Genomic DNA, 18,893 nt, shown 5'->3' on the forward strand with positions numbered 1-18,893 from the left:
CTCACAGCTCGCTGTCGGCGGCTCGCGTCCGCAGTTCGTCTGCTCGCTCTCGGATCGCCGTCAGCTGATCGTCGTCCTTGTCGTCGAGGTGGCTGTAGACGAGTCCCATCCGGTGGTTCGACCGGAGCTGTGACTCGTTGCGGTCCAGAAAGTCCCAGTACAGCGCGTTGAACGGACACGCTCGCTCCCCGGTCGTCTTCGTCTTGTAGTACGGACAGTCGCTGCAGTGGTCGCTCATCCTGTCGACGTAGTTCGCCGAGGCGGCGTAGGGCTTCGTGGCGAACGCGCCAGAGCCGTACAGCCCCATCTCGACGACGTTGGGCGTCGTCACCCAGTGGAAGGCGTCGACGTAGCCGGCGTGGAACCAGCGGTTGAGCTGTGCGGGCTCGACACCGAGCAGCAACGAGAAGTTCGACAGCAGCATGAGCCGTTCGATGTGGTGTGCGTAGCCCCGCTTGCGGACGCCGTCGATGGCCGCGTCCAGACAGGCCATGTCCGTCTCGCCCGTCCAGAAGAACTCCGGGAGGTCCTCGGACGCGCCGAGCTGGTTCGCCGTCGCCAGCTCGGGCATCTCCCGGCGGTAGACGTGCCGGACGAACTCGCGCCACCCGATCACCTGCCGGACGAACCCCTCGACGCTGTGCAGCGGTGCGTCACCAGTCTCGTAGGCCTCGATCGCGCGCTCGACGACCTCCGCAGGCCCCAGCAGTCCGAGGTTCAGCGAAGTCGACAACAGGCTGTGGGCCATCGCCCACTCGCTCTCGACCATCGCGTCCTGATACGCCCCGAAGTCGGTGAGGCGATCCTCGACGAACGCGTCCAGCGCCCCAACTGCCTGCTGTCGCGTCACCGGCCACCGGAACGGCTCCGGATCGGCCCAGTCACCGCCGTAGGGCGCTTGCTCGTAGCCACCGTCGAAGTGGTCGCGAACCCACGACTGGACCCGACGCGTCGTCTCGTCGGGTTCGAACGTCGGCACCGCTGGGGGCTCCCAGTCGTCGGGCGGCGTCTCGCGGTTCTGCTCGTCGTAGTTCCACTCGCCACCGACCGGATCGTCGCCGTCCATCAGGTAACCGGTTTCCCGGCGCATCGATCGGTAGAACGACTCGTGACGGTACGGCGGGCCGTCCGTCCACTCGTCGAAGGTCGCTGGCGCACAGAGGAACCGCTCGTCCGGTACTGTCGCGAGCGTCCCGCCGTGTCGCTCGATCAGCGTCCGCAGCCGCTCGGTGCCGCCGTGACTCGCCGGGGTCATCGTCACGAGATCGTCGTCGGGATGGCGCTCGAAATGGCTCTCGAACCCGTCTTCGAACGTCTCCTCTCGGTGGTAGTCGACGGTCCGGCCCGCCTCGCGCAACGCGTCCCGGAAGTGACGCATCGCACTGAACACGAGCGTCGGCTTGTGCGGGTGGTAGGGCAGCCGACGGAGGAAGTCCCTGGACTCGATCATCACCACGCGGTCGTCCGGCCGGTCGGCGAGTGGACCGAATCGCCGGGACAGCTGGTCGCCAAGCACCAGCACGGTCATTGCGAACCACTCTGTCGCATGTCTCACTCTTCGCCTACACGAACCATGAACACCACCCCAACGAACGTTGGTCGTCGCCGCTTTCACGCCGGTAAATGCTTCGACGAGCCGTGTTTCGCTGTCGCGTGTCACCTCACCCCATCCGGCGGGATTCCCCGTGTCCGGCCACCTTATCCGTCTCCTTCCCCAACTCCACTGTGTCTATGAGTGACTCCCTGAACCGACGGACGCTCCTCCGTAGTACCGGTGCAATCGCCGCAGCAGGTCTCATCGCTGGCTGTAGTGGAGACGGCGGCGGCGACGCCACCGAGAGCGCGACCGACGACGAGATGACCGAAAGTGCCACCGAAGAAGAGATGACTGAGAGTGCGACCGAGAGCGGTGGCTCGTCGATGGAAGCCGGCGACGAGGTCGCCAACTATCTCGGCGAAACGTCGAACTTCGACGGGACGGTCGCAGACATGACCGGTCAGGACACCGTCACCGTCACGGTCGGTGCAGAGGCCAACGGCGGCGCGTTCGGGTACGACCCCGCTGCCGTCCAGATCTCTTCGGGCACGACGGTCGAGTTCGAGTGGACTGGCAATGGCGGCACCCACAACGTGAAGTCCGAGGGTGACGGTCCGCTGGACTCCGGTGGCGCAGTCAACACCGAGGGCGTCGAGTACGAGCACACCTTCGAATCGAGCGGTACTTACCTCTACTACTGTACGCCCCACAAGTCGCTGGGGATGAAGGGCGCGATCGTCGTCGAGTGACGATCCGGCCGACTCCAGCCTCGCGACAGTCGTCTCGCCGCCAGCGGGTGGCGACACCGTTCACGGATCGACGCGTCTCAAACGCGGTCGGTCCCACTACTTCTCGTGACGTACAGCGAGTACGCGATGATCCCGAAACCGACGAAGGTCAACGCGCTCTCGACGACCAGTGCCACCGACGGATCGGCGATCAACTGATCGGCGATGCCGGCCAGTAGCGAGCCGAGCGTGATGACGCCGAATCCGGCCGCGAGGTACAGCAGTCCGGACGCGCCGGTCCTGTACCCCGCTTTCGCGGCCAAATACGTGATCAACGCACCGAGCGCCAGCGTGCCCGTCTTGAAGACGATGACGACGAGCGGTATCTCCGTGTTCATAGTTCCTCACTGATCTGTGACCAGAAGCGCGCGAGGCGCTCGTCCGGCGTCTCCTCGTGGTCGACGACGTCCACGTCGAACGATTCGTCGCCGTCGAAGGCCACGAACACGCCCCTGAAGTCCCTGACGAACTGCGTCGTGTGGTGGCCGTCGTCCCGGACCTTCGTTCGCTCGGCGACCAGTGCCGCGTCGCTCAGCGTCTCTAGCTTCCGGTAGGCACTCGTCCGCGAGAGATCACACTCGTCGGCGACCCCCTTGGCCGTCATCGGTTCGTCGAGCGCGGCGACGATCGTCCGGCAGTCGGGATCGGCCAGTGCATCGAACAGGGCCTGTTCGGACGGCACCTCGTCGGTCATGCGTCTCTGTGGGCGCGTGGCCGCCGCGGTCGCGTCCGACCGGACCAGACGGAACAGGACTGTCTGCCAGTCGGGTGGAGGCTTGGGATTGGTAGCGGTCCGCGTCGGACGGCCGGGAACCGCGTGCGGCGTGCCCACCGTAGTATCATCCCCACAATGTAAAGGGAAAAGTCATGCTTTCCAGATTCTGCAAACCGGGGATCCCCTTTAGGGGCGAGCCCCCGGTAGCCTCACTCGCTATGCGACGGTCCCTCTCCAGACGACAGCTCCTCCAGGGCGTATCGTTCGCGTCGATCCCGGCACTCGCCGCCCGTCTCGGCTCCGCTCGGTCCGGTTCACCCGCGACGACGAGTCCGCCGACGACGACAGCGACACCCTCGTCGACCGACGCCCCGGTCGACGACCTCGACGCGTGGCTCGCCGACGCCAACGGCTACGGCGGTCAGTTCCGAAACGTCGGCTACGACGACCTGGTCGAGGTCCTGGTCGGACACCCGATCGAGGGCGACGGCTACGCCTTCGACCCGCCCGCGGTCACCGTCACGCCCGGTACGACGGTGGTGTGGCGCTGGTTCGACCACGGCGGCCCACACAACGTCGTCGCGGTCGACGGCAGCTTCGATAGCGGCGACGCCACCGACCGGCCAAACGAGACCTACTCCCACCACTTCGAGACGACCGGCGAGTACCCCTACGTCTCCGAACCCCGGCGCGACGACGGGCTGAAAGGCGTGATCCGAGTCCGGAAGGCACCCGAGAGCGGCTATCCCGATCTCGACCACTGGCTCATCTACGTCGACGGCTGGGACGGGACCCTCGCCGACCGCACGGGCTTGGACACGGTCACCGTGACCGTCGGCAGCCCCGGCAACGGCGGTAACTTCGCTTTCGATCCGCTCGCACTCAAGTGTTCGACCGGAACCACCGTCGCGTTCGAGTGGACCGGGGACGGTGGCGCACACAACATCGGATTCCAGGGCGACATCGAGAAGTCGGACATCTACAGCGAGAGTGGCCGCCACTTCGAAGTGACCTTCGACGAACCGGGCGTCTACCCGTACGCCTGCTACCCTCACGAGGCGATCGGCCAGCGCGGCGGCATCGTCGTCGAGGAGTAACCGGCCTCGGCTGTCGCACCCGCCGTGACCGCGAGAATCGTTTTTCCGGTCGGTCGTCGCTACGCTCCTCCCTGCACGGGCGTGGCGGGATTCGAACCACGGTCGGACGTGCTCGCTTCGCTGCGCGCGACCTCCCTGATTAGAATCCTGCTATTCCGGTTCGGTCACCGACTCGCTACGCTCCTCCCTGCACGGGCGTGGCGGGATTCGAACCACGGTCGGACGTGCTCGCTTCGCTGCGCGCGACCTCCCTGATTAGAATCCTGCTATTCCGGTTCGGTCACCGACTCGCTACGCTCCTCCCTGCACGGGCGTGGCGGGATTCGAACCACGGTCGGACGTGCTCGCTTCGCTGCGCGCGACCTCCCTGATTAGAATCCTGCTATTCCGGTTCGGTCACCGACTCGCTACGCTCGTCGGTTCCCCGCACGGGCGTGGCGGGATTCGAACCCGCGATCGAGGGGTTAGGAACCCCTCGCCCTCGTCCACTAGGCCACACGCCCTATCGAGCGGTGTACGAGACGGCTCAAAAACGCTGCTGTTCTGCCGTGGAGGGCAGGGGCTGGACGGTAGATGGATGGAGAAGGGATTGGGAACCTGTCGGGACCGTCGCGGGCGTCACTCGGTGGCTGTTTCGGAAGCGGTCTCCGAAGCGGTGTCGTCGGCGGTGGTCTCGACGAACTCGGAGTCGGGCTCCTCGGTCGCGCCCTGACTCTCGCCTGGCCCCTCGCGGATCTCTTCGAGTTCCTGCTCGACTTCCTCGCGGCCTTTCTGGAACTCGCCCATCGCCTCACCCGTCGAGCGAGCGAGCTTCGGGATCTTGTTTGCACCGAACAGCAGGACCGCGATCAGGAGAATGATCATCATCTCCTGGGTCCCCGGTAAACCGATCTGCAGTAGGGTTGCTACCATTGTAGCAGGACTTAGCGTGAGGTCTAATATAGGCTTTTTGCTCACCCTGATCGACGAACCGTATCGCTCGGGAGGTTCTGGAACGCAAACGACTTGATCTGGTACCCGCTACGGGTTAGTGATGGTCTCTACTGGTGACGAAGCGCCGTCGTTTACGGCACCGCTGGCGAATGGTGACATCGAGTCGTTCACGCTCGCAGACCGCCTCGACGAGGCACCGATCGTCCTCGCTTTCTTCCCCGGTGCGTTCACCGGCGTCTGCACCCACGAGATGAACACGTTCCAGGATCGCCTCGACGACTTCAGCGAGGCCGGCGCGAGCGTGTACGGCGTCAGCATCGACACGCCGTTCTCACAGAACGAGTTCCGCGACAAGCTCGGTCTGGAGTTCGACCTGCTCAGCGACTCGAACCGCGAGATCGTCGACGAGTGGGGCCTCTCGATGGACTTCGAGGAACTGGGCGTCGACGGCGTCGCCAAACGCTCTGTCTTCGTCGTCGACGGCGACGGCGTCGTCCAGTACGCCTGGGTGAGCGACGATCCCGGCGTCGAGCCGGCGTACGACGAAGTGCTCGACGCCGTCGACGCTATCTGAGGAGCGGGCGACCGGCTCGCTGCGTCCGGTAGGCCGGGGCTACCGAGTGCGTCAGGCTTCGCCGTACACCGGGACCGCAGCGCCGCTGGTGACGCTGGCACCCTCGGAGCAGAGGAACAGCATCATCGTCGCGATATCGTCCGGATCGACCCACGTCTCGAAGTCGGCGTCGGGCATCATCTCGCGGTTCATCGGCGTGTCGATGACACTCGGCATGACCGCGTTGGCCCGGACGACTCCCTCGTTTTCTGCGGCGATCGTCTCGGTCAGGAGTCGCACGCCGGCCTTGGTCGCGCGGTAGATCCCGTCGCCCGCGCCACCCTCCAGCGAGGAGCGCGCCGAGACCGAGACGACGGCACCCTCACTCTCCCGGAGGTGCGGGAGGGCGTGTTTCGACGCCAGAAACATCGTCTTGAGGTTCACGTCGAACAGGAAGTCGAACGTGTCGGCGTCGGTCTCGTGGATCGGATCGCCGCCGCGCCACGTCCCGGCGATGTTACAGAGGGCGTCGAGACGGCCGTGCTCTTCGACCACGCCGGCCACGATGTCGGCCACGTCGTCCTCGTCGGTGAAATCGCCCTGGTAGTAGTCGATGGCCTCCGTCTCGTCGAGCAGGAAGTCCTCGCTCTCCGGAGCGACGATGTCGGCACCACAGACCGTCGCACCGGCGTCGTCGAACGCACGAGCGACGGCACCACCGAGAGCACCGCCGACGCCGGTCACCAGTACGACGCTGCCGTCGAAGTCAAAGTCGACTGACATAGGAGATAGCTCGGGCCGACAGCGGATAAAACCCAGTCTGGATACCGACGGCGGCGCTCGTTTCGCCGCTGACGCGGGCTGGGACACGAAGTGCAGGTGGTACGGACGGCGAGGCGACGTGTCCGACGACTCGGTGGCGTGTCTGGCACAGCCGACACGTCGCGAATCGCCGGGGGACGCCCCCACAGTTCTATGGGTTCTGACGGCGACGGATCGGCCCTCGACGGAGATGACACCCCGGCGAACGCTCGCGTTTCAGCATCCGCTTATCACCGCTGAAAACTGCGCGCGAATCTATTAATCCGTGAACGCCCAGCATCGAAACGATGAGTTCTGAGACATCATCTCTCCTTCCTGAGTTTATCGGGGACAGTTACGCACTGCGCCTCGGACTCGCGCTGGCGCTGGCGGTGGTCGTCGTCATCGCCGTCGGTGCCGTGGTGAGCGTTCAGGCTTCGGACGAACTGGAGTCCGAAGTCGAGTCCGACCTGCGTGCGACCTCGGCGACTCAGGCCGACCAGATCGACGCGTGGCTCGGGTCGGCTCGACAGAGCGTCCGGATGACCTCCGCGCTGCCGGTCTTCGAGTCCGGGTCGACCAGCGAGGTACAGGCGCAGTTGAACACCTTACAGGACAACGACAGGCTCCCGGCCGACGTCGTCGCAGTCCACTACGTCGACACGACGACGATGGAGATCGAGGCCAGTTCGAACGAGGACTTCGTCGGTGTCGACGCGAGCGAGCAGGGAGCGCCGTTCGCGACCGACCCCCCGAGTTTCGAGGGGCCGGACGACACACACGTGACCGATCCGTTCCAGGTCTCGATCGTCGACCATCCGATCATCGCCATCCTCTCGCCGGTCGAGGGCGACAGCGATCACGCGATCGTCTTCATGACCGATCTGAAGGAGCGGACGGAGGCGTTCTCCGACCAGCGTGACGGGTCCTACACCGCCGTGGTCAACGACGAGGGTCAGTACATCGCCCACCCCAACAGTAGCAAGATCAACACGGCACACGACGGCAGCATGACGATGCCGGCGTCGGGTGAATCCGGTTTCATGGCGATGGGCGACACGCTGATGGGCATGACGACGCTCGAAACGGCCGACTGGACGGTGATGGTCCACTCGGACCGGAGCGAGGCCTACGCACTGAGCTCCCAGATCAACTCCGACCTGATCGGGATCGTGCTGTTCGCGGTGATCAACCTCGGACTCGTCGGCGTCACGATCGGGAGCGGTACGATCGTCTCGCTTCGCCGACTCTCCAACAGGGCCGAGGAGATGGGTGCCGGCGATCTCGACGTGGACCTGACCACCGCCCGGACCGACGAGATCGGCTCGCTGTACCAGTCGCTCGACGACATGCGGACGAACCTCCGAGAGACGATCTCAGACGCCGAGCAGGCCCGCCAGGAGGCCGAGCAAGCCAAGAGCGACGCCGAGCAGGCCCGCGAGGACGCCGAGGAAGAGCAGGCCGAGATGGAGGCGCTGACGGGCCACCTCGAACTGAAGGCCACCGAGTACAGCGACGCACTGTCCTCGGCCGCCGACGGCGACCTCACCGTCCGCGTCGACACCGAGAGCATGAACGACGCGATGAGCGAGGTCGGCGAGGAGATCAACGCGATGTTGGCGGATCTCTCTACGACCATCGCCGAGATGAAGTCCTTCGCGAGCAACGTGTTGCAGGCGAGCGACGACGTGGGGACGAACGCCCAGCGGGTCGACCGGGCCAGCCAGCAGGTCAGCGAGTCGATCCAGGAGATCTTCGACGGCACGAACGAACAGAGCGAGCGGCTCCAGAACGCGGCCTCGGAGATGGAGAACCTCTCTGCGGCCTCCGAGGAGATGGCGGCGTCGGCCCAGCAGGTGGCCGACACGTCCCAGTCGGCCGCCGAGGTCGGCGAAGACGGCCGTAGAGCGGCCCAGGAGGCCATCGAAGAGATGAACAGCATCGAAGCCGAGACCGAGGAGACCGTCGCCGAGATCAACGCACTCGACGAGGACCTCGACGAGATCGGCGAGATCGTCTCGGTCATCACCCAGATCGTCGAGCAGACCAACATGCTCGCGCTCAACGCCTCGATCGAGGCGGCCCACGCCGACGCGGAGGGCGCGGGCTTCGCCGTCGTCGCCGACGAGATCAAGGGCCTCGCGGAAGAGACCAAAGAGGCCGCGGGGGACATCGAGGAACGCATCGAGCGCATCCAGTCACAGGCCGGCGACACCGTCGAGACGATGGAGTCGACCAGCCAGCGGATCACCGACGGCGTCGAGACGGTCGAAGAGGCCGTCAACGCTCTGGAGACCATCGTCGAGTACACGGAGGAGGTCGACGCCGGTATCCAGGAAATCGACCGGGCGACCGAAGAGCAGGCAGAGACGGCGACGGAGCTGCTGGAGATGATCGACACGCTGACCGAGATCAGCCAGGAGACCGCGACGGAGGCGGACACGGTCGCCGGTGCGGCCGAGGACCAGGCACACTCCATCGGCGAGGTGTCTGACTCCGCGACGGAACTCAGACAGCGTGCAGACGAACTCGAACAGGCGCTCGACCGGTTCTCGGTGCAGTCTGCCGAGAGTCCCGGCCAGCAGACGACTGCGGCCACTGACGACGACTAACGATGATAGAACTCTGGTTCACACTCGGTACGATCGGTATGCTCGCTGGGACGGCGATTCTCGCCTACGGCTTCAGGCTCGTCCCGGCCGAGAGACGCACGCGGTACGCGGTGCTGGTCTCGATTCCCGGCATCGCGATCTTCGCCTACGCGATCATGGCACTCGGCATCGGCGGCTTCGACACGGGAACGCACACCGTCTGGATTCCCCGCTACGTCGACTGGCTGCTGACGACGCCTCTGAACGTCCTGTTCCTGGGGCTGTTCGCGGGTGCCGACCGCGAGACGATCGGGAAGCTCGTCGGCCTGCAGGTCCTGACGATCGTCTTCGGGTTCGCGGGCGCGCTGTCGGGCGGCCTACTCGCCTGGGGCTTGTTCGCCCTGGGCGCGGTCGCCTTCGTCGGCGTCGGCTACCTGCTGTACGGCGCGATCACGGACGCCGCCGTCGAAACGCTCTCGGAGGTCGGATTCGGCGTCTACGAGACGCTGCGTAACTTCGTCGTCGTGCTCTGGGGCGTCTATCCGGTCATCTGGATCGTCGGACAGGCCGGACTCGGGCTGATGGACCTCGAAACGACGGCGCTGGTGGTCGCCTACCTCGACGTGGTGACGAAGGTCGGCTTCGGCCTGCTCGCGCTCAGTGGCGAGGCGATCGTCGAAGAACTCGGGACGCAGGTGTTCGAGGACGAGGACGCGGCGATGGCTCCGGACCACGACGCACAGCCGTCTGACTGACACGCCCGGTCACACTGCTGTGCAACACGCCGTCACAGCGGTCAGATGAGCCCTGACCGCGGCGACGACCGACTGTCCGTACCACTGGCGGCGCTGCCGTCGAGCGTCGACAAAAAGTATCGCGAAAACGCGTCCCGAGTGTGAGGCGACGTGGTCCCGTCTCGTACTGCCGGCCGTTCTCGTGGCCAGCGATCCGTCTCAGTGGATCCCCATCGCTTCGATCTGTTCCTGGTAGCGGTTCCGGATCGTCACTTCGGTCACCTGGGCAACGTCGGCGACCTCTCGCTGGGTCTTCTTCTCGTTGCACAGCAGCGACGCGGCGTAGATCGCCGCCGCGGCGTAGCCCGTGGGGGACTTGCCCGACAGCAACCCCTGCTCGGCGGTCACGTCGATGATCTCGTTGGCCTTCGACTGGACCTCCTCGCTGAGTTCGAGTTCGCTGGCGAAGCGCGGGACGTACTGTTTGGGGTCGACGGGCTCCATCTTGAGCTTGAGTTCCTGGGCGACGTAGCGATACGTGCGCCCGATCTCCTTTTGCTCGACCCGAGAGACGTCCGAGACCTCTTCGAGGCTCCGTGGGATGCCCTCCTGTCGGCAGGCGGCGTACAGACAGGAGGTCGCGACGCCCTCGATGGAGCGGCCGCGGATGAGGTCCTCGTCCAGCGCGCGCCGGTAGATTACCGACGCGACTTCTCGCACCGATCGCGGGACGCCCAGCGCCGACGCCATCCGATCGATCTCCGAGAGGGCAAACTGGAGGTTGCGCTCCCCCGCGTCTTTCGTCCGAATTCGCTCTTGCCACTTTCGCAGCCGGTGCATCTGGGATCGCTTCTTCGACGAGATGGACCGGCCGTACGCGTCCTTGTCCTTCCAGTCGATCGTCGTCGTCAGCCCCTTGTCGTGCATCGTCTGGGTCGTCGGTGCCCCGACGCGGGACTTGCTCTGCCGTTCAGAATGGTTGAACGCGCGCCATTCCGGGCCGCGGTCGATGTTCTCATCTTCGATGACAAGTCCGCAGTCTTCGCAGATGAGTTCGCCGCTCCCGTCCGTCGATATTGCCGTCGAGTCACACTCAGGACAGGTCTGCTCGGATTCTTCCGTTTCCTGCTCCTGCGTCCCGTCGTGCTCGCGCTGGCGGGTGGGGCGCTCCATGTGTCCTTTTATGGAGAAACAATTCAGACATATAAACGTTTGGCTGGTGGCGACCAGTGCCGATAGTAACACTGGCTTACTCGACGGAATGTGACAGCTCAGCCCCTCTTTGCACGGATCTCGTTTCAGCGTTCCTCGTGTGAATCCATCGATCGGGGGTGATTCCCACGGCGAGGTCCGCAACGAGTGGTGAGTTCCAGTAAAGGCTTATCCGGTGTGGCGACCCGATGTCACGCATGGACGTTGCCGTACTCGGGACCTCGACCACCAGTCACGCCCTCGCGGCGTGGTGTCTCCGGGCGGAGGCGTCGGTTCGCCTCTACGGGGACGACGCCAACGCCGTGATGGACAGCGTCGACGCGGTTCAGCGTCGCGCTCGCGGCGACAGTGACGCGATCGACGGCACGACCGGACTGGAAGCGGCCGTCGGCGGTGCCGACGTTGTCTTCGACGTCACCGGACGCGAGATCGACGCTCGCCGGGACCTGCTCGCCGACGTCGAGGCACAGATCGGGCCGGAGACGCTGCTCGTCGTCGGAGACACGTACGACCGAATTACGGCCGTCGCGGCGGGTCTCCGTCGGCCCGACCGCGCGGTCGGCATCCACGTGATCGATCCGGCAGAGAGCCAGCTGGTCGAACTCGTCGTCGCCGAGCAGACGACGGCAGACACACGGGACCGCGCGGCGTCGCTCGTCGAGTCGCTCGACGCCACGCCGATCGTGGTCCGGGACACGCCGGGATTCGCGACGACTCGACTGGACCTGGCGACCATCGCGGAGGCCGTCAGGATGGTCGAGGACGGCGTCGCGAGCGTTCCGGCCATCGACCGCGCGCTCGAACTGGGTCGCGATCACCCGATCGGTCCGCTCGGACTGGCCGACCGACTGGGCCTCGATACGGTCCTGTCGGCACTGGAGTCACTGGCGCTTGACCTCGGTGGTCGGTTCGATCCGCCGGACCTGCTCTTCGAGAAAGTCGAATCGGGCGAACTGGGCCGCCAGACCGGCACCGGGTTCTACGAGTGGGAACAGGGCGAGCGAGTCGGACCCGCCCAGCCGAACCCGACCGTCGAAGCCCGGTCGGCAGAGCCCGGTGAGCGATGAGCCGATCCGAGCGGCGGCGAGGGGAGTCGCCGGTCGAGCAGGACGACGCCGACATGAGCGACCTGTTCGACGACCTCTCGGAGCTGGAGGATCTCGTCGACTCACCGGCGGAACGAGCCCGCGTCCGCGAGGCGATGCAGACGGCGAGCGAGGTCGACGACGACGGGCCGGTGTTCGGCCGGGTCGTCTGGGGATTCGACCGTGCGGACCTCGCAGAGTCGGTGCTGGGCGCGCTGCTCTTCGGTATTCCGATGGCCGTCGAGGGCGGGACGGTCGACTCCGGTCGATTCATCGCCGCTCGCCCGCCGTTCCTGGCCCTGACGCTGCTCGCGACGGTCGCAGTGGTCGTCGGGATCCTCTACGTGGCCGACATTCAGGACGTGCGGGTCGCCTACGCGTTCTTCGGTCTCGTCCCGCGGCGACTCGTGGGCGTCCTCGGCTCGTCGTTCGTGACGGCCGTCACGCTGTTGAGCGTCTGGGGCGTCGTCGACTGGGCGGACCCGTGGCTGGACTTCTGTGTCTGCGTCGTGGCCTTCTTTCCGATGGCGATCGGTGCCGCGCTGGGTGACATCCTGCCGGGGAGCTAGTCCGGCGGGCTATCGCGTCCGTTCGAGAAACCGCCGTCCACTCCGGCGCGTTTGACAATCGTTAAAAGTCGTGGCCGGATACCAGCGTGTATGAGCGAGAGCGAAACTCAGCAAAAACGCACACAGAAGTGCGTCTCGTGTGGCATCAACATCGCCGGCACGAACGCGGCCGCGTTCAAGTGCCCAGACTGCGGTCAGCAGATCTACCGCTGTGGGACCTGCCGCAAGCAGAGCAACCTCTACGAGTGTCCCGACTGTGGCTTCCGGGGGCCCTAACGATGGGGAAAGTCGCCGCCAAGATCAAGGTCATGCCGAACAGCCCGGACGTCGACCTGGACGCGCTCCAGGAGCGTCTGGAAGGGTCGCTCCCCGAAGGCGCGAAGATCAACGGCGTCGAGCGCGACGACGTGGCCTTCGGGCTCGTCGCCCTGTTCCCGACGGTGATCGTCCCCGACGACAGCGGTGGCACGGAAGCCGTCGAGGAAGCCTTCAGCAACGTCGACGACGTGGAGTCGGTCTCCGTCGAGAACGTCGGCCGAATATAGACCGAGTCCTTTCTTCACCGCCGTTCGACGCGCCGAGTCGCGACGCTCACGCTGGTCGCGGTGTGATATCCTGCCGAGAAGGTGCTCGCGCTGGCGCGACGGGAACGCACGTTTTATTAGGACGACCGGATTACCCCTCCGCACGAATGCCCAGTTCGGATGGACCCCTCAAAGGAACGCGGAACAAGCTGAAGAACAAGCCACGCGAGCGCGGCACCTCGCCGCCCCAGCGCGCCGTCGAGCAGTACGAGGAGGGCGACACCGTCCACCTCAAGATCGACCCGTCGGTCAACGACGGTCGCTTCCACCCGCGCTTCGACGGTTCGACCGGTGTCGTCCTCGGACAGCAGGGCGAAGCCTACAAGGTCGAGATCAACGACAACGGCAAGGACAAGACGATCATCGTCACGCCCGCACACCTCCGCCGACAGGAGTAAGGTATGACGATCTTCAAAGAGAAGGTCGACGAGGAGTACCTCACGATCGCCGAAACGAAGGAGATCCTCGAAGACATCGAAGCCGAGCGCTCGATGGACGAGGACCGGGAGATGCGCTACGAGCTCGCTCGTGCGATCGAGCACGTCAACCGATTCGCGATGCTCGATCCCGACGAGGCCGACGAGTTCGTCGACCAGCTACGGGACCTGGAGAAGGTCGACGAGGCGACCGCCTACAAGATCGCGAACCTCCGACCGCTGGATCGCGACGAGCTGCGCTCCGTGTTCGCACAGGAGCGGTACTCGCTGTCGGGCGACGAACTCGACGAGATTCTCAACGTCGTCAAACAGTACGCGTGAACCGCCTCGGGGTCGAGCCCCGCGGCACTCGCCTTGCTTATCTATAGATCGGTCGCCCGCGTGGCGATTGTCACCGGCCTCCCGACCCACGCCATTAAGTGGACGCTAGACCTATCGACTGGCATGAGCGATACCGAGAGCGGTGACGACGGCGAACCGGCCGTCGTCCTGGACTTCCTGCCACACGGCAAGTCCGATGACGACCGGCCACAGTATCAAAAGCAGCCGCTCGCGTACGCGATGGGGACCGAAGACTTCCGGCTCTACGAGATCGTGGTCGGAGCGGAGACGGACGTGACCTTCGGCGACCGCATCGACGTTCACAGCACCGACTTCGACCGGGTCAGCGTCGTCGAGTACGACGATCTCCCGAGCGGTGCCCAGTCCGAGCTCGACTACGCCGTCGAGGACCTCGTCGAGGCAGAGGCAGATCGGTTCGTCGACTTCTACAACGAGGCCCAGCCGATCACCCTCCGGCTCCACCAGCTGAACCTGCTGCCCGGAATCGGCAAGAAGCTGCGCAACTCCATTCTCGACGAGCGCAAGCGCAAGCCCTTCGAGAGCTTCGAGGAACTCGAAGAACGAGTCAGCGGCCTCCACAACCCCAAGGAAGTCCTGGTCGAACGGATCCTCGAAGAGCTATCCGAGGACGACCTGAAGTACAGCAGGTTCGTGCGCCGCGAAGACCAGTCCTAGTCGGCCCGGAAGTGACAGCGTTTTACGGGTCTGCCCGCTATCCGCGAGCGATGACTACCGACGGACCGCCCTCCGAGGGGGCCGACGGCGCTCGCGATCCGGACGCGCTCGTCGCCCGTGCGGGCAAGCGAGCGGACACCCGACAGGACCAGCACTTCCTGGTCGACGATCGAGTTCTGGACCGGATTCCGGGCTACGCCGACCAGATGGATCGAGCACACGTACTGGAAGTCGGTGCCGGCCCCGGCGCGCTGACGGATCGACTGCTCGCGGTCGCTGATCGGGTGACCGCGATCGAGCGCGATCCCGACTTCGCGGCCCACCTGCGCGAGGAGTTCGCCGACGCCATCGACGCCGATCGCCTGACGATCGTCGAGGGTGACGCCCTCGACGTGGACCTGCCCGAGTTCTCCGCGAGCGTCTCGAATCTCCCCTACGGGGCCTCTAGCGAGATCGCGTTCCGGCTGCTCCCGCGCGGGAAGCCGCTCGTCCTGATGTTCCAGCAGGAGTTCGCCGAACGGATGGCAGCAGACCCCGGAAGCGACGACTACGGGCGGCTCTCGGTGACGGCGGGCCACTACGCCGACGTCGAGATCGTCGAGACGGTGCCGCCGACGGCGTTCGACCCACAGCCCCGCGTCGACAGTGCTGTCGTCCGGCTCCGGCCGCGCGAACCCGACTACACCGTCCCGGACGACGACTTCTTCATGGACTTTCTCAAGGGCGTGTTCACACAGCGTCGCAAGACGATGCGAAACGCCGTCCGGAACACGGCCCACATCACCGACCTCGGCGATCCCGACGCCGTCGTCGACGCCGCAGACGAGTCGCTGATGAGCAAGCGCGCGGGAGAGCTATCCCCCGCGACGTTCGCAGCGCTGGCGACGCTCGCCTACGAGACCGGCCGACCCGGAGAGTACTAGCGATGCCCGGCCAGCCTCCGACGGACGACGACGGCCGCCCCTCGCTCGCCACACAGCGCGACACGGAGACGGTGTACCAGCCGGCAGAAGACTCCGACCTGCTGGCGCGGACGGCCAGGTCACACGCCGCGCCCGGCGACCGCGGGCTCGACGTGGGAACAGGATCAGGCTACGTCGCCGAGACGCTGGCCGAAGCGGGCGTCGACGTGGTCGCGTCCGATCTGAACCCGGACGCCTGTCGCGAGGCAGCGGCTCGCGGTGTGGCGGCCGTCCGTGCCGACCTGCTCGATCCGTTTCGCGACGACGCGTTCGATCTCGTCACGTTCAATCCACCCTACCTACCCACCGAGCCAGACAAAGAGTGGGACGACTGGATGGAACACGCGCTCTCGGGCGGGAAAGACGGCCGCAGGCTCGTCGACCCCTTCCTCGAAGCGGTCGAGCGCGTGCTGGCTCCCGGTGGGCGTGTCTTCCTGCTAATCAGCAGCCTCACCGGGATCGGCGACGTACAGCGCTACGCTCACGAGCGGGGGCTGGCGGGCGAGATCGTCGCCGACGAAGCCCACCCCTACGAGCGACTGGTCGTGATCCGGTTCGAGTCCCGAGACGAGAGCCCGCTCCCGTGATCGGCTGTGTACTCTGAGACGGGTCGCTCTGCGGGACGGGCAGACGCCGCGTCGACGCTCGCGTGAGACGACCGGGCGGCGTCACTCGTGGTGGTGAATCCACTCGCTGGTCGGGACGAACGCCGTCGCTCCGCAGGCACCACAGGCCTCCGGTGGTTCGAACTGGTGATCGCCCGCCGAGCGGTGAACCGGCGTGCCGGCGTGTGTCACCTGGCAGTTCGAGCAGACGAACTCGACGACGCTTTCGGGGCTGTGTGCCATACTGTAGCTTCGAACGTCGCACAGATATAGGTGCGGTAGCACGCACCACTATCGGCCTGTGACGCCCAGTCGTCGGACCGCCGACCAATAACCATGGAGCATTTTCTGATATAGGAAATATTAAAGCCCGTCATTTCCAACCTAGCCGTAATGACACAGGTAGTCGCCACGACACCCGGTCTGTTCCCGCTCCCGGACTGGGCGAAAGACGAGCTGTCTCGACTGAAAGGCCACCAGAAGTCCGACCTCGTCAGCGGTGAGGAGGGGCCGGAGATCGTCGACGCCTACGACCGCGCTCGCGAGGAGGTCGTCGGCGTCCAGACCGACGCCGGCCTCGACCGCGTCACGGAGGGCCAGCTGCGATGGGACGACATGATCGCCCACCCGCTGGCGGTCGCCGACAACGTCGAGACCCGCGGGATCGTTCGCTACTACAACAACAACAACTTCTACAGGGAGCCGGTCGTCACCGGCGACCTCGATGCCTCCGGCGACGTGGCCGGCGAACTCGACGCTACGGCCGAGCACGTCGACGCCGGTCTCCAGGCGGTCCTGCCGGGTCCGTACTCGCTCGCGGACCTCGCGACCGACGAGCACTACGGCGACGAGGCAGCGTTCCTCGACGCCGTCGCCGACTTCCTCGCCGCCGAGGCCGACCAGTTCCCCGACGTCGAGACGCTGTTCCTGCTGGAGCCGTCTCTCGTCGAGAACGCGCCCGGTGAGGGGGCCGACGAGCGCGCCAGCGAGGCAATCGACACCGTCGCTTCGGCCGTCGACGCCGACGTGGTCGCTCACACCTACTGGGGCGCTCTCGACGAGAAGGTGTACGCCCACCTCATGGACGCAGCCGTGGACGCCATCGGCTTCGACCTGATCGCCGACCACGAGCAGAACGTCTACAACGTCCAGGAGTACGGCACCAAAGACGACGTGGCGCTCGGGCTGGTCGACGGACAGAACACGTTCGTCGAGACCCCGGAGACGATCCGCGAGCGCGTCGAGTGGTTCGTCGAGCAGACCGACGGCGACTACGACACCGTCTACGCGACGGCCAACACCGAGCTGTTCTACCTGCCTCAGAACAAGTTCGAGGCCAAGATCGAGGCGCTGGCTGACGCCGCCGCGATCGAGGAGGTGGAAGCATGACCGGTCCCCGCGAGCAGTTCCGACCCGAGGACCACGACAACGACCACTTCCTGCTGACCAGCGTCGTCGGCTCCTACCCCAAGCCCAAGTGGCACGACCGCGCCCGCGAGCTGTTCGAAGATCCCGACGCCGACTTCGACGAGCACAACTGGGAAGAGGCGAAAGACGACGCCGCCCGACTCATTACGCGAGAACACGAGCGATCCGGGCTCGACACCGTCGTCGACGGCGAGATGCGCCGCAACGAGATGGTCGAGTACTTCGCCGAGCTGATCGACGGCTACGAGTTCAACGGCCGCGTGAAGGTGTGGGGCCACAACTACTTCGACAAGCCCTCGATCGCCGACGAGGTCGAGTACGACGAGGAGTGGCTCGTCGACGAGTACAAGTTCACGTCGTCCGTGTCGGACCGCCCGGTCAAGGTCCCGATCACCGGTCCCTACACGCTCGCTCGCTGGGCCTTCAACGAGGCCTACGAGACGACCGAGGAGGCCGCCTACGCCCTGGCAGACCTCGTCAACGAGGAGATCGAGCGCCTCGTCGACGCCGGCTGTAAGTACGTCCAGATCGACGAGCCGGCTCTCGCCCAGTACGAGGACGACCACGCCATCGTCGGCGAGTGTCTCGAACGCATCGCCGACGGGATCCCCGAAGACGTGCGCCTCGGCCTGCACGTCTGTTACGGCGACTACTCGCGGATCTACCCCGAGATGCTGGAGTACCCCGTCCACGAGTACGACCTCGAACTCGCCAACGGCGACTACGAGCAACTCGACGTGTTCAAAGCGGACGAGTTCACGAAGGACTTCGCGATGGGCGTCGTCGACGCCCACGTCGCCGAGGTCGAGTCCGTCGAGGAGATCAAGGACAACATCAAGAAAGGACTGGAAGTCGTCCCGCCGGAGCAACTGACGGTCTCCCCGGACTGCGGGATCAAGCTCCTGCCCCGCGAGGTCGCCTACGGCAAGATGGAGAACATGGTCCAGGCCGCCCGCGAGATCGAACAGGAACTCGACGCCGGTGAGATCGACGTGGTCGGTGGGCAGACGGCGAGCGCGGACGACTAGCGAGAGGCCGAGCGGAGCGAGGGCTCTCGTTCACGCGAGCGGGAGTGAGCGGAGCGAACGACACGCGAGCAGGGAGACGCGCCGATAGGCGGGTCTCCAAAAGCCGAGCGGCGCGACGAACGAAGTGAGGAGCGGTCCTCGTTTTTGTGAGGTGCTTTCTCCCTCGCTCGTGTAACCCTCAGTATTACGGATCGACAACGTTTACGGCGGAGCCGTC

General features: G+C 65.6%; 23 protein-coding genes and 1 tRNA gene. 16 read left to right on the forward strand and 8 right to left on the reverse strand.

The features are described 5' to 3' along the window. Position 1: 1 nt before the first annotated feature. A complete protein-coding gene (locus ACAH01_RS07120; RefSeq protein ID WP_372480797.1) occupies positions 2 to 1,528 on the reverse strand; it encodes a cryptochrome/photolyase family protein in 1,527 nt (508 codons plus the stop codon). 203 nt (positions 1,529 to 1,731) lie between these two features. On the opposite strand from ACAH01_RS07120, the gene ACAH01_RS07125 reads away from it, so the two are divergent. Continuing rightward, positions 1,732 to 2,286: a halocyanin domain-containing protein gene (locus tag ACAH01_RS07125; protein WP_372480698.1), complete on the forward strand. Its 555-nt coding sequence runs from the start codon at positions 1,732 to 1,734 to the stop codon at positions 2,284 to 2,286. A 77-nt stretch (positions 2,287 to 2,363) separates the two neighbouring features. On the opposite strand, the gene ACAH01_RS07130 is transcribed toward ACAH01_RS07125, so the two are convergent. Both ACAH01_RS07130 and ACAH01_RS07135 read right to left on the reverse strand, forming a co-directional pair. Beyond that, entirely contained in the window at positions 2,364 to 2,663 is a 300-nt protein-coding gene (locus ACAH01_RS07130; protein WP_372480699.1) for a hypothetical protein, read from the reverse strand. Next, positions 2,660 to 3,019 (reverse strand): helix-turn-helix domain-containing protein, encoded by a 360-nt coding sequence (locus ACAH01_RS07135; protein WP_153553746.1) that lies wholly within the window; start codon positions 3,017 to 3,019, stop codon positions 2,660 to 2,662. Before ACAH01_RS07135 ends, ACAH01_RS07130 begins: the two co-directional genes overlap by 4 nt. 239 nt (positions 3,020 to 3,258) lie before the next feature. On the opposite strand from ACAH01_RS07135, the gene ACAH01_RS07140 reads away from it, so the two are divergent. Continuing rightward, positions 3,259 to 4,137 carry a halocyanin domain-containing protein gene (locus ACAH01_RS07140; RefSeq protein WP_372480700.1) on the forward strand — a complete coding sequence of 293 codons (879 nt, stop codon included), beginning with the start codon at positions 3,259 to 3,261 and terminating at the stop codon, positions 4,135 to 4,137. A gap of 429 nt (positions 4,138 to 4,566) precedes the next feature. Here the strand turns inward: ACAH01_RS07140 and ACAH01_RS07145 are convergent. Beyond that, positions 4,567 to 4,640, reverse strand: a tRNA-Arg gene (locus tag ACAH01_RS07145). A 115-nt stretch (positions 4,641 to 4,755) separates the two neighbouring features. Further along, on the reverse strand, positions 4,756 to 5,049 hold the full coding sequence (locus tag ACAH01_RS07150) for a twin-arginine translocase TatA/TatE family subunit (RefSeq protein ID WP_015763632.1): 294 nt from the start codon (positions 5,047 to 5,049) through the stop codon (positions 4,756 to 4,758). 121 nt (positions 5,050 to 5,170) lie between these two features. Between ACAH01_RS07150 and ACAH01_RS07155 the strand changes: the two genes are divergently transcribed. Continuing rightward, complete coding sequence (locus ACAH01_RS07155; RefSeq protein ID WP_372480701.1) at positions 5,171 to 5,644, forward strand: redoxin domain-containing protein; 474 nt, start codon at positions 5,171 to 5,173, stop codon at positions 5,642 to 5,644. A 51-nt stretch (positions 5,645 to 5,695) separates the two neighbouring features. Here ACAH01_RS07155 and ACAH01_RS07160 read toward each other — a convergent pair whose 3' ends face one another. Then, positions 5,696 to 6,406 (reverse strand): SDR family oxidoreductase, encoded by a 711-nt coding sequence (locus ACAH01_RS07160; protein WP_372480702.1) that lies wholly within the window; start codon positions 6,404 to 6,406, stop codon positions 5,696 to 5,698. A gap of 326 nt (positions 6,407 to 6,732) precedes the next feature. Here ACAH01_RS07160 and ACAH01_RS07165 point away from each other — a divergent pair, with 326 nt between their 5' ends. Together ACAH01_RS07165 and ACAH01_RS07170 are read left to right on the forward strand one after the other, a co-directional pair. Beyond that, the gene (locus ACAH01_RS07165) at positions 6,733 to 9,036 is read left to right on the forward strand and encodes a methyl-accepting chemotaxis protein (protein WP_372480703.1); all 2,304 of its coding nucleotides are present in this window, start codon (positions 6,733 to 6,735) and stop codon (positions 9,034 to 9,036) included. 2 nt (positions 9,037 to 9,038) lie between these two features. Beyond that, positions 9,039 to 9,770 (forward strand): bacteriorhodopsin, encoded by a 732-nt coding sequence (locus tag ACAH01_RS07170; protein WP_170094627.1) that lies wholly within the window; start codon positions 9,039 to 9,041, stop codon positions 9,768 to 9,770. 198 nt (positions 9,771 to 9,968) lie between these two features. On the opposite strand, the gene ACAH01_RS07175 is transcribed toward ACAH01_RS07170, so the two are convergent. Beyond that, the gene (locus ACAH01_RS07175) at positions 9,969 to 10,922 is read right to left on the reverse strand and encodes a transcription initiation factor IIB family protein (protein ID WP_015763627.1); all 954 of its coding nucleotides are present in this window, start codon (positions 10,920 to 10,922) and stop codon (positions 9,969 to 9,971) included. Between the two features lie 236 nt (positions 10,923 to 11,158). Here ACAH01_RS07175 and ACAH01_RS07180 point away from each other — a divergent pair, with 236 nt between their 5' ends. The 9 genes from ACAH01_RS07180 (at position 11,159) to ACAH01_RS07220 (ending at position 16,202) form a co-directional block, all read left to right on the forward strand. After that, positions 11,159 to 12,028 (forward strand): 3-hydroxyacyl-CoA dehydrogenase family protein, encoded by an 870-nt coding sequence (locus ACAH01_RS07180; RefSeq protein WP_372480704.1) that lies wholly within the window; start codon positions 11,159 to 11,161, stop codon positions 12,026 to 12,028. After that, positions 12,025 to 12,615, forward strand: coding sequence for a DUF2391 domain-containing protein (locus ACAH01_RS07185; RefSeq protein ID WP_372480705.1), 591 nt, complete (start codon positions 12,025 to 12,027; stop codon positions 12,613 to 12,615). Before ACAH01_RS07180 ends, ACAH01_RS07185 begins: the two co-directional genes overlap by 4 nt. 90 nt (positions 12,616 to 12,705) lie before the next feature. Continuing rightward, the gene (locus ACAH01_RS07190; RefSeq protein ID WP_015763624.1) at positions 12,706 to 12,891 is read left to right on the forward strand and encodes an HVO_2753 family zinc finger protein; all 186 of its coding nucleotides are present in this window, start codon (positions 12,706 to 12,708) and stop codon (positions 12,889 to 12,891) included. A 2-nt stretch (positions 12,892 to 12,893) separates the two neighbouring features. Further along, on the forward strand, positions 12,894 to 13,160 hold the full coding sequence (locus ACAH01_RS07195; RefSeq protein WP_015763623.1) for an elongation factor 1-beta: 267 nt from the start codon (positions 12,894 to 12,896) through the stop codon (positions 13,158 to 13,160). A gap of 146 nt (positions 13,161 to 13,306) precedes the next feature. Beyond that, the gene (locus ACAH01_RS07200; protein ID WP_015763622.1) at positions 13,307 to 13,597 is read left to right on the forward strand and encodes a 50S ribosomal protein L21e; all 291 of its coding nucleotides are present in this window, start codon (positions 13,307 to 13,309) and stop codon (positions 13,595 to 13,597) included. Positions 13,598 to 13,600: 3 nt separating this feature from the next. Then, complete coding sequence (locus tag ACAH01_RS07205) at positions 13,601 to 13,957, forward strand: RNA polymerase Rpb4 family protein (protein WP_170094621.1); 357 nt, start codon at positions 13,601 to 13,603, stop codon at positions 13,955 to 13,957. Between the two features lie 123 nt (positions 13,958 to 14,080). After that, positions 14,081 to 14,653, forward strand: a complete 573-nt coding sequence (locus ACAH01_RS07210; RefSeq protein WP_208626143.1) for a DUF655 domain-containing protein — start codon at positions 14,081 to 14,083, stop codon at positions 14,651 to 14,653. 50 nt (positions 14,654 to 14,703) lie between these two features. Beyond that, the gene (locus tag ACAH01_RS07215; protein ID WP_372480706.1) at positions 14,704 to 15,576 is read left to right on the forward strand and encodes a 16S ribosomal RNA methyltransferase A; all 873 of its coding nucleotides are present in this window, start codon (positions 14,704 to 14,706) and stop codon (positions 15,574 to 15,576) included. Between the two features lie 2 nt (positions 15,577 to 15,578). Further along, positions 15,579 to 16,202: a HemK2/MTQ2 family protein methyltransferase gene (locus ACAH01_RS07220; RefSeq protein WP_372480707.1), complete on the forward strand. Its 624-nt coding sequence runs from the start codon at positions 15,579 to 15,581 to the stop codon at positions 16,200 to 16,202. A gap of 81 nt (positions 16,203 to 16,283) precedes the next feature. Here ACAH01_RS07220 and ACAH01_RS07225 read toward each other — a convergent pair whose 3' ends face one another. Then, positions 16,284 to 16,463, reverse strand: coding sequence for a hypothetical protein (locus ACAH01_RS07225; RefSeq protein ID WP_372480708.1), 180 nt, complete (start codon positions 16,461 to 16,463; stop codon positions 16,284 to 16,286). 150 nt (positions 16,464 to 16,613) lie between these two features. Between ACAH01_RS07225 and ACAH01_RS07230 the strand changes: the two genes are divergently transcribed. Together ACAH01_RS07230 and ACAH01_RS07235 are read left to right on the forward strand one after the other, a co-directional pair. After that, on the forward strand, positions 16,614 to 17,609 hold the full coding sequence (locus ACAH01_RS07230) for a 5-methyltetrahydropteroyltriglutamate--homocysteine methyltransferase (protein ID WP_372480709.1): 996 nt from the start codon (positions 16,614 to 16,616) through the stop codon (positions 17,607 to 17,609). Continuing rightward, positions 17,606 to 18,676 (forward strand): methionine synthase, encoded by a 1,071-nt coding sequence (locus ACAH01_RS07235; protein WP_153553731.1) that lies wholly within the window; start codon positions 17,606 to 17,608, stop codon positions 18,674 to 18,676. Before ACAH01_RS07230 ends, ACAH01_RS07235 begins: the two co-directional genes overlap by 4 nt. The last annotated feature ends 217 nt before the right edge of the window (positions 18,677 to 18,893 follow it).

Source organism: Halomicrobium sp. HM KBTZ05, from assembly GCF_041530035.1.
GTDB lineage: Archaea > Halobacteriota > Halobacteria > Halobacteriales > Haloarculaceae > Halomicrobium.

What these genes read in the sequence shown, in the direction of transcription:
- ACAH01_RS07235 (WP_153553731.1), top strand. Translation starts at nt 17,606, where the DNA reads ATGACCGGTCCCCGCGAGCAGTTCCGACCCGAGGACCACGACAACGAC.
- ACAH01_RS07170 (WP_170094627.1), top strand. Translation starts at nt 9,039, where the DNA reads ATGATAGAACTCTGGTTCACACTCGGTACGATCGGTATGCTCGCTGGG.
- ACAH01_RS07175 (WP_015763627.1), bottom strand. Translation starts at nt 10,922, where the DNA reads ATGGAGCGCCCCACCCGCCAGCGCGAGCACGACGGGACGCAGGAGCAG.
- ACAH01_RS07195 (WP_015763623.1), top strand. Translation starts at nt 12,894, where the DNA reads ATGGGGAAAGTCGCCGCCAAGATCAAGGTCATGCCGAACAGCCCGGAC.
- ACAH01_RS07165 (WP_372480703.1), top strand. Translation starts at nt 6,733, where the DNA reads ATGAGTTCTGAGACATCATCTCTCCTTCCTGAGTTTATCGGGGACAGT.
- ACAH01_RS07185 (WP_372480705.1), top strand. Translation starts at nt 12,025, where the DNA reads ATGAGCCGATCCGAGCGGCGGCGAGGGGAGTCGCCGGTCGAGCAGGAC.
- ACAH01_RS07140 (WP_372480700.1), top strand. Translation starts at nt 3,259, where the DNA reads ATGCGACGGTCCCTCTCCAGACGACAGCTCCTCCAGGGCGTATCGTTC.
- ACAH01_RS07155 (WP_372480701.1), top strand. Translation starts at nt 5,171, where the DNA reads ATGGTCTCTACTGGTGACGAAGCGCCGTCGTTTACGGCACCGCTGGCG.
- ACAH01_RS07215 (WP_372480706.1), top strand. Translation starts at nt 14,704, where the DNA reads ATGACTACCGACGGACCGCCCTCCGAGGGGGCCGACGGCGCTCGCGAT.
- ACAH01_RS07200 (WP_015763622.1), top strand. Translation starts at nt 13,307, where the DNA reads ATGCCCAGTTCGGATGGACCCCTCAAAGGAACGCGGAACAAGCTGAAG.
- ACAH01_RS07135 (WP_153553746.1), bottom strand. Translation starts at nt 3,019, where the DNA reads ATGACCGACGAGGTGCCGTCCGAACAGGCCCTGTTCGATGCACTGGCC.
- ACAH01_RS07210 (WP_208626143.1), top strand. Translation starts at nt 14,081, where the DNA reads ATGAGCGATACCGAGAGCGGTGACGACGGCGAACCGGCCGTCGTCCTG.
- ACAH01_RS07225 (WP_372480708.1), bottom strand. Translation starts at nt 16,463, where the DNA reads ATGGCACACAGCCCCGAAAGCGTCGTCGAGTTCGTCTGCTCGAACTGC.
- ACAH01_RS07160 (WP_372480702.1), bottom strand. Translation starts at nt 6,406, where the DNA reads ATGTCAGTCGACTTTGACTTCGACGGCAGCGTCGTACTGGTGACCGGC.
- ACAH01_RS07150 (WP_015763632.1), bottom strand. Translation starts at nt 5,049, where the DNA reads ATGGTAGCAACCCTACTGCAGATCGGTTTACCGGGGACCCAGGAGATG.
- ACAH01_RS07180 (WP_372480704.1), top strand. Translation starts at nt 11,159, where the DNA reads ATGGACGTTGCCGTACTCGGGACCTCGACCACCAGTCACGCCCTCGCG.
- ACAH01_RS07125 (WP_372480698.1), top strand. Translation starts at nt 1,732, where the DNA reads ATGAGTGACTCCCTGAACCGACGGACGCTCCTCCGTAGTACCGGTGCA.
- ACAH01_RS07190 (WP_015763624.1), top strand. Translation starts at nt 12,706, where the DNA reads ATGAGCGAGAGCGAAACTCAGCAAAAACGCACACAGAAGTGCGTCTCG.
- ACAH01_RS07205 (WP_170094621.1), top strand. Translation starts at nt 13,601, where the DNA reads ATGACGATCTTCAAAGAGAAGGTCGACGAGGAGTACCTCACGATCGCC.
- ACAH01_RS07130 (WP_372480699.1), bottom strand. Translation starts at nt 2,663, where the DNA reads ATGAACACGGAGATACCGCTCGTCGTCATCGTCTTCAAGACGGGCACG.
- ACAH01_RS07230 (WP_372480709.1), top strand. Translation starts at nt 16,614, where the DNA reads ATGACACAGGTAGTCGCCACGACACCCGGTCTGTTCCCGCTCCCGGAC.
- ACAH01_RS07120 (WP_372480797.1), bottom strand. Translation starts at nt 1,528, where the DNA reads ATGACCGTGCTGGTGCTTGGCGACCAGCTGTCCCGGCGATTCGGTCCA.
- ACAH01_RS07220 (WP_372480707.1), top strand. Translation starts at nt 15,579, where the DNA reads ATGCCCGGCCAGCCTCCGACGGACGACGACGGCCGCCCCTCGCTCGCC.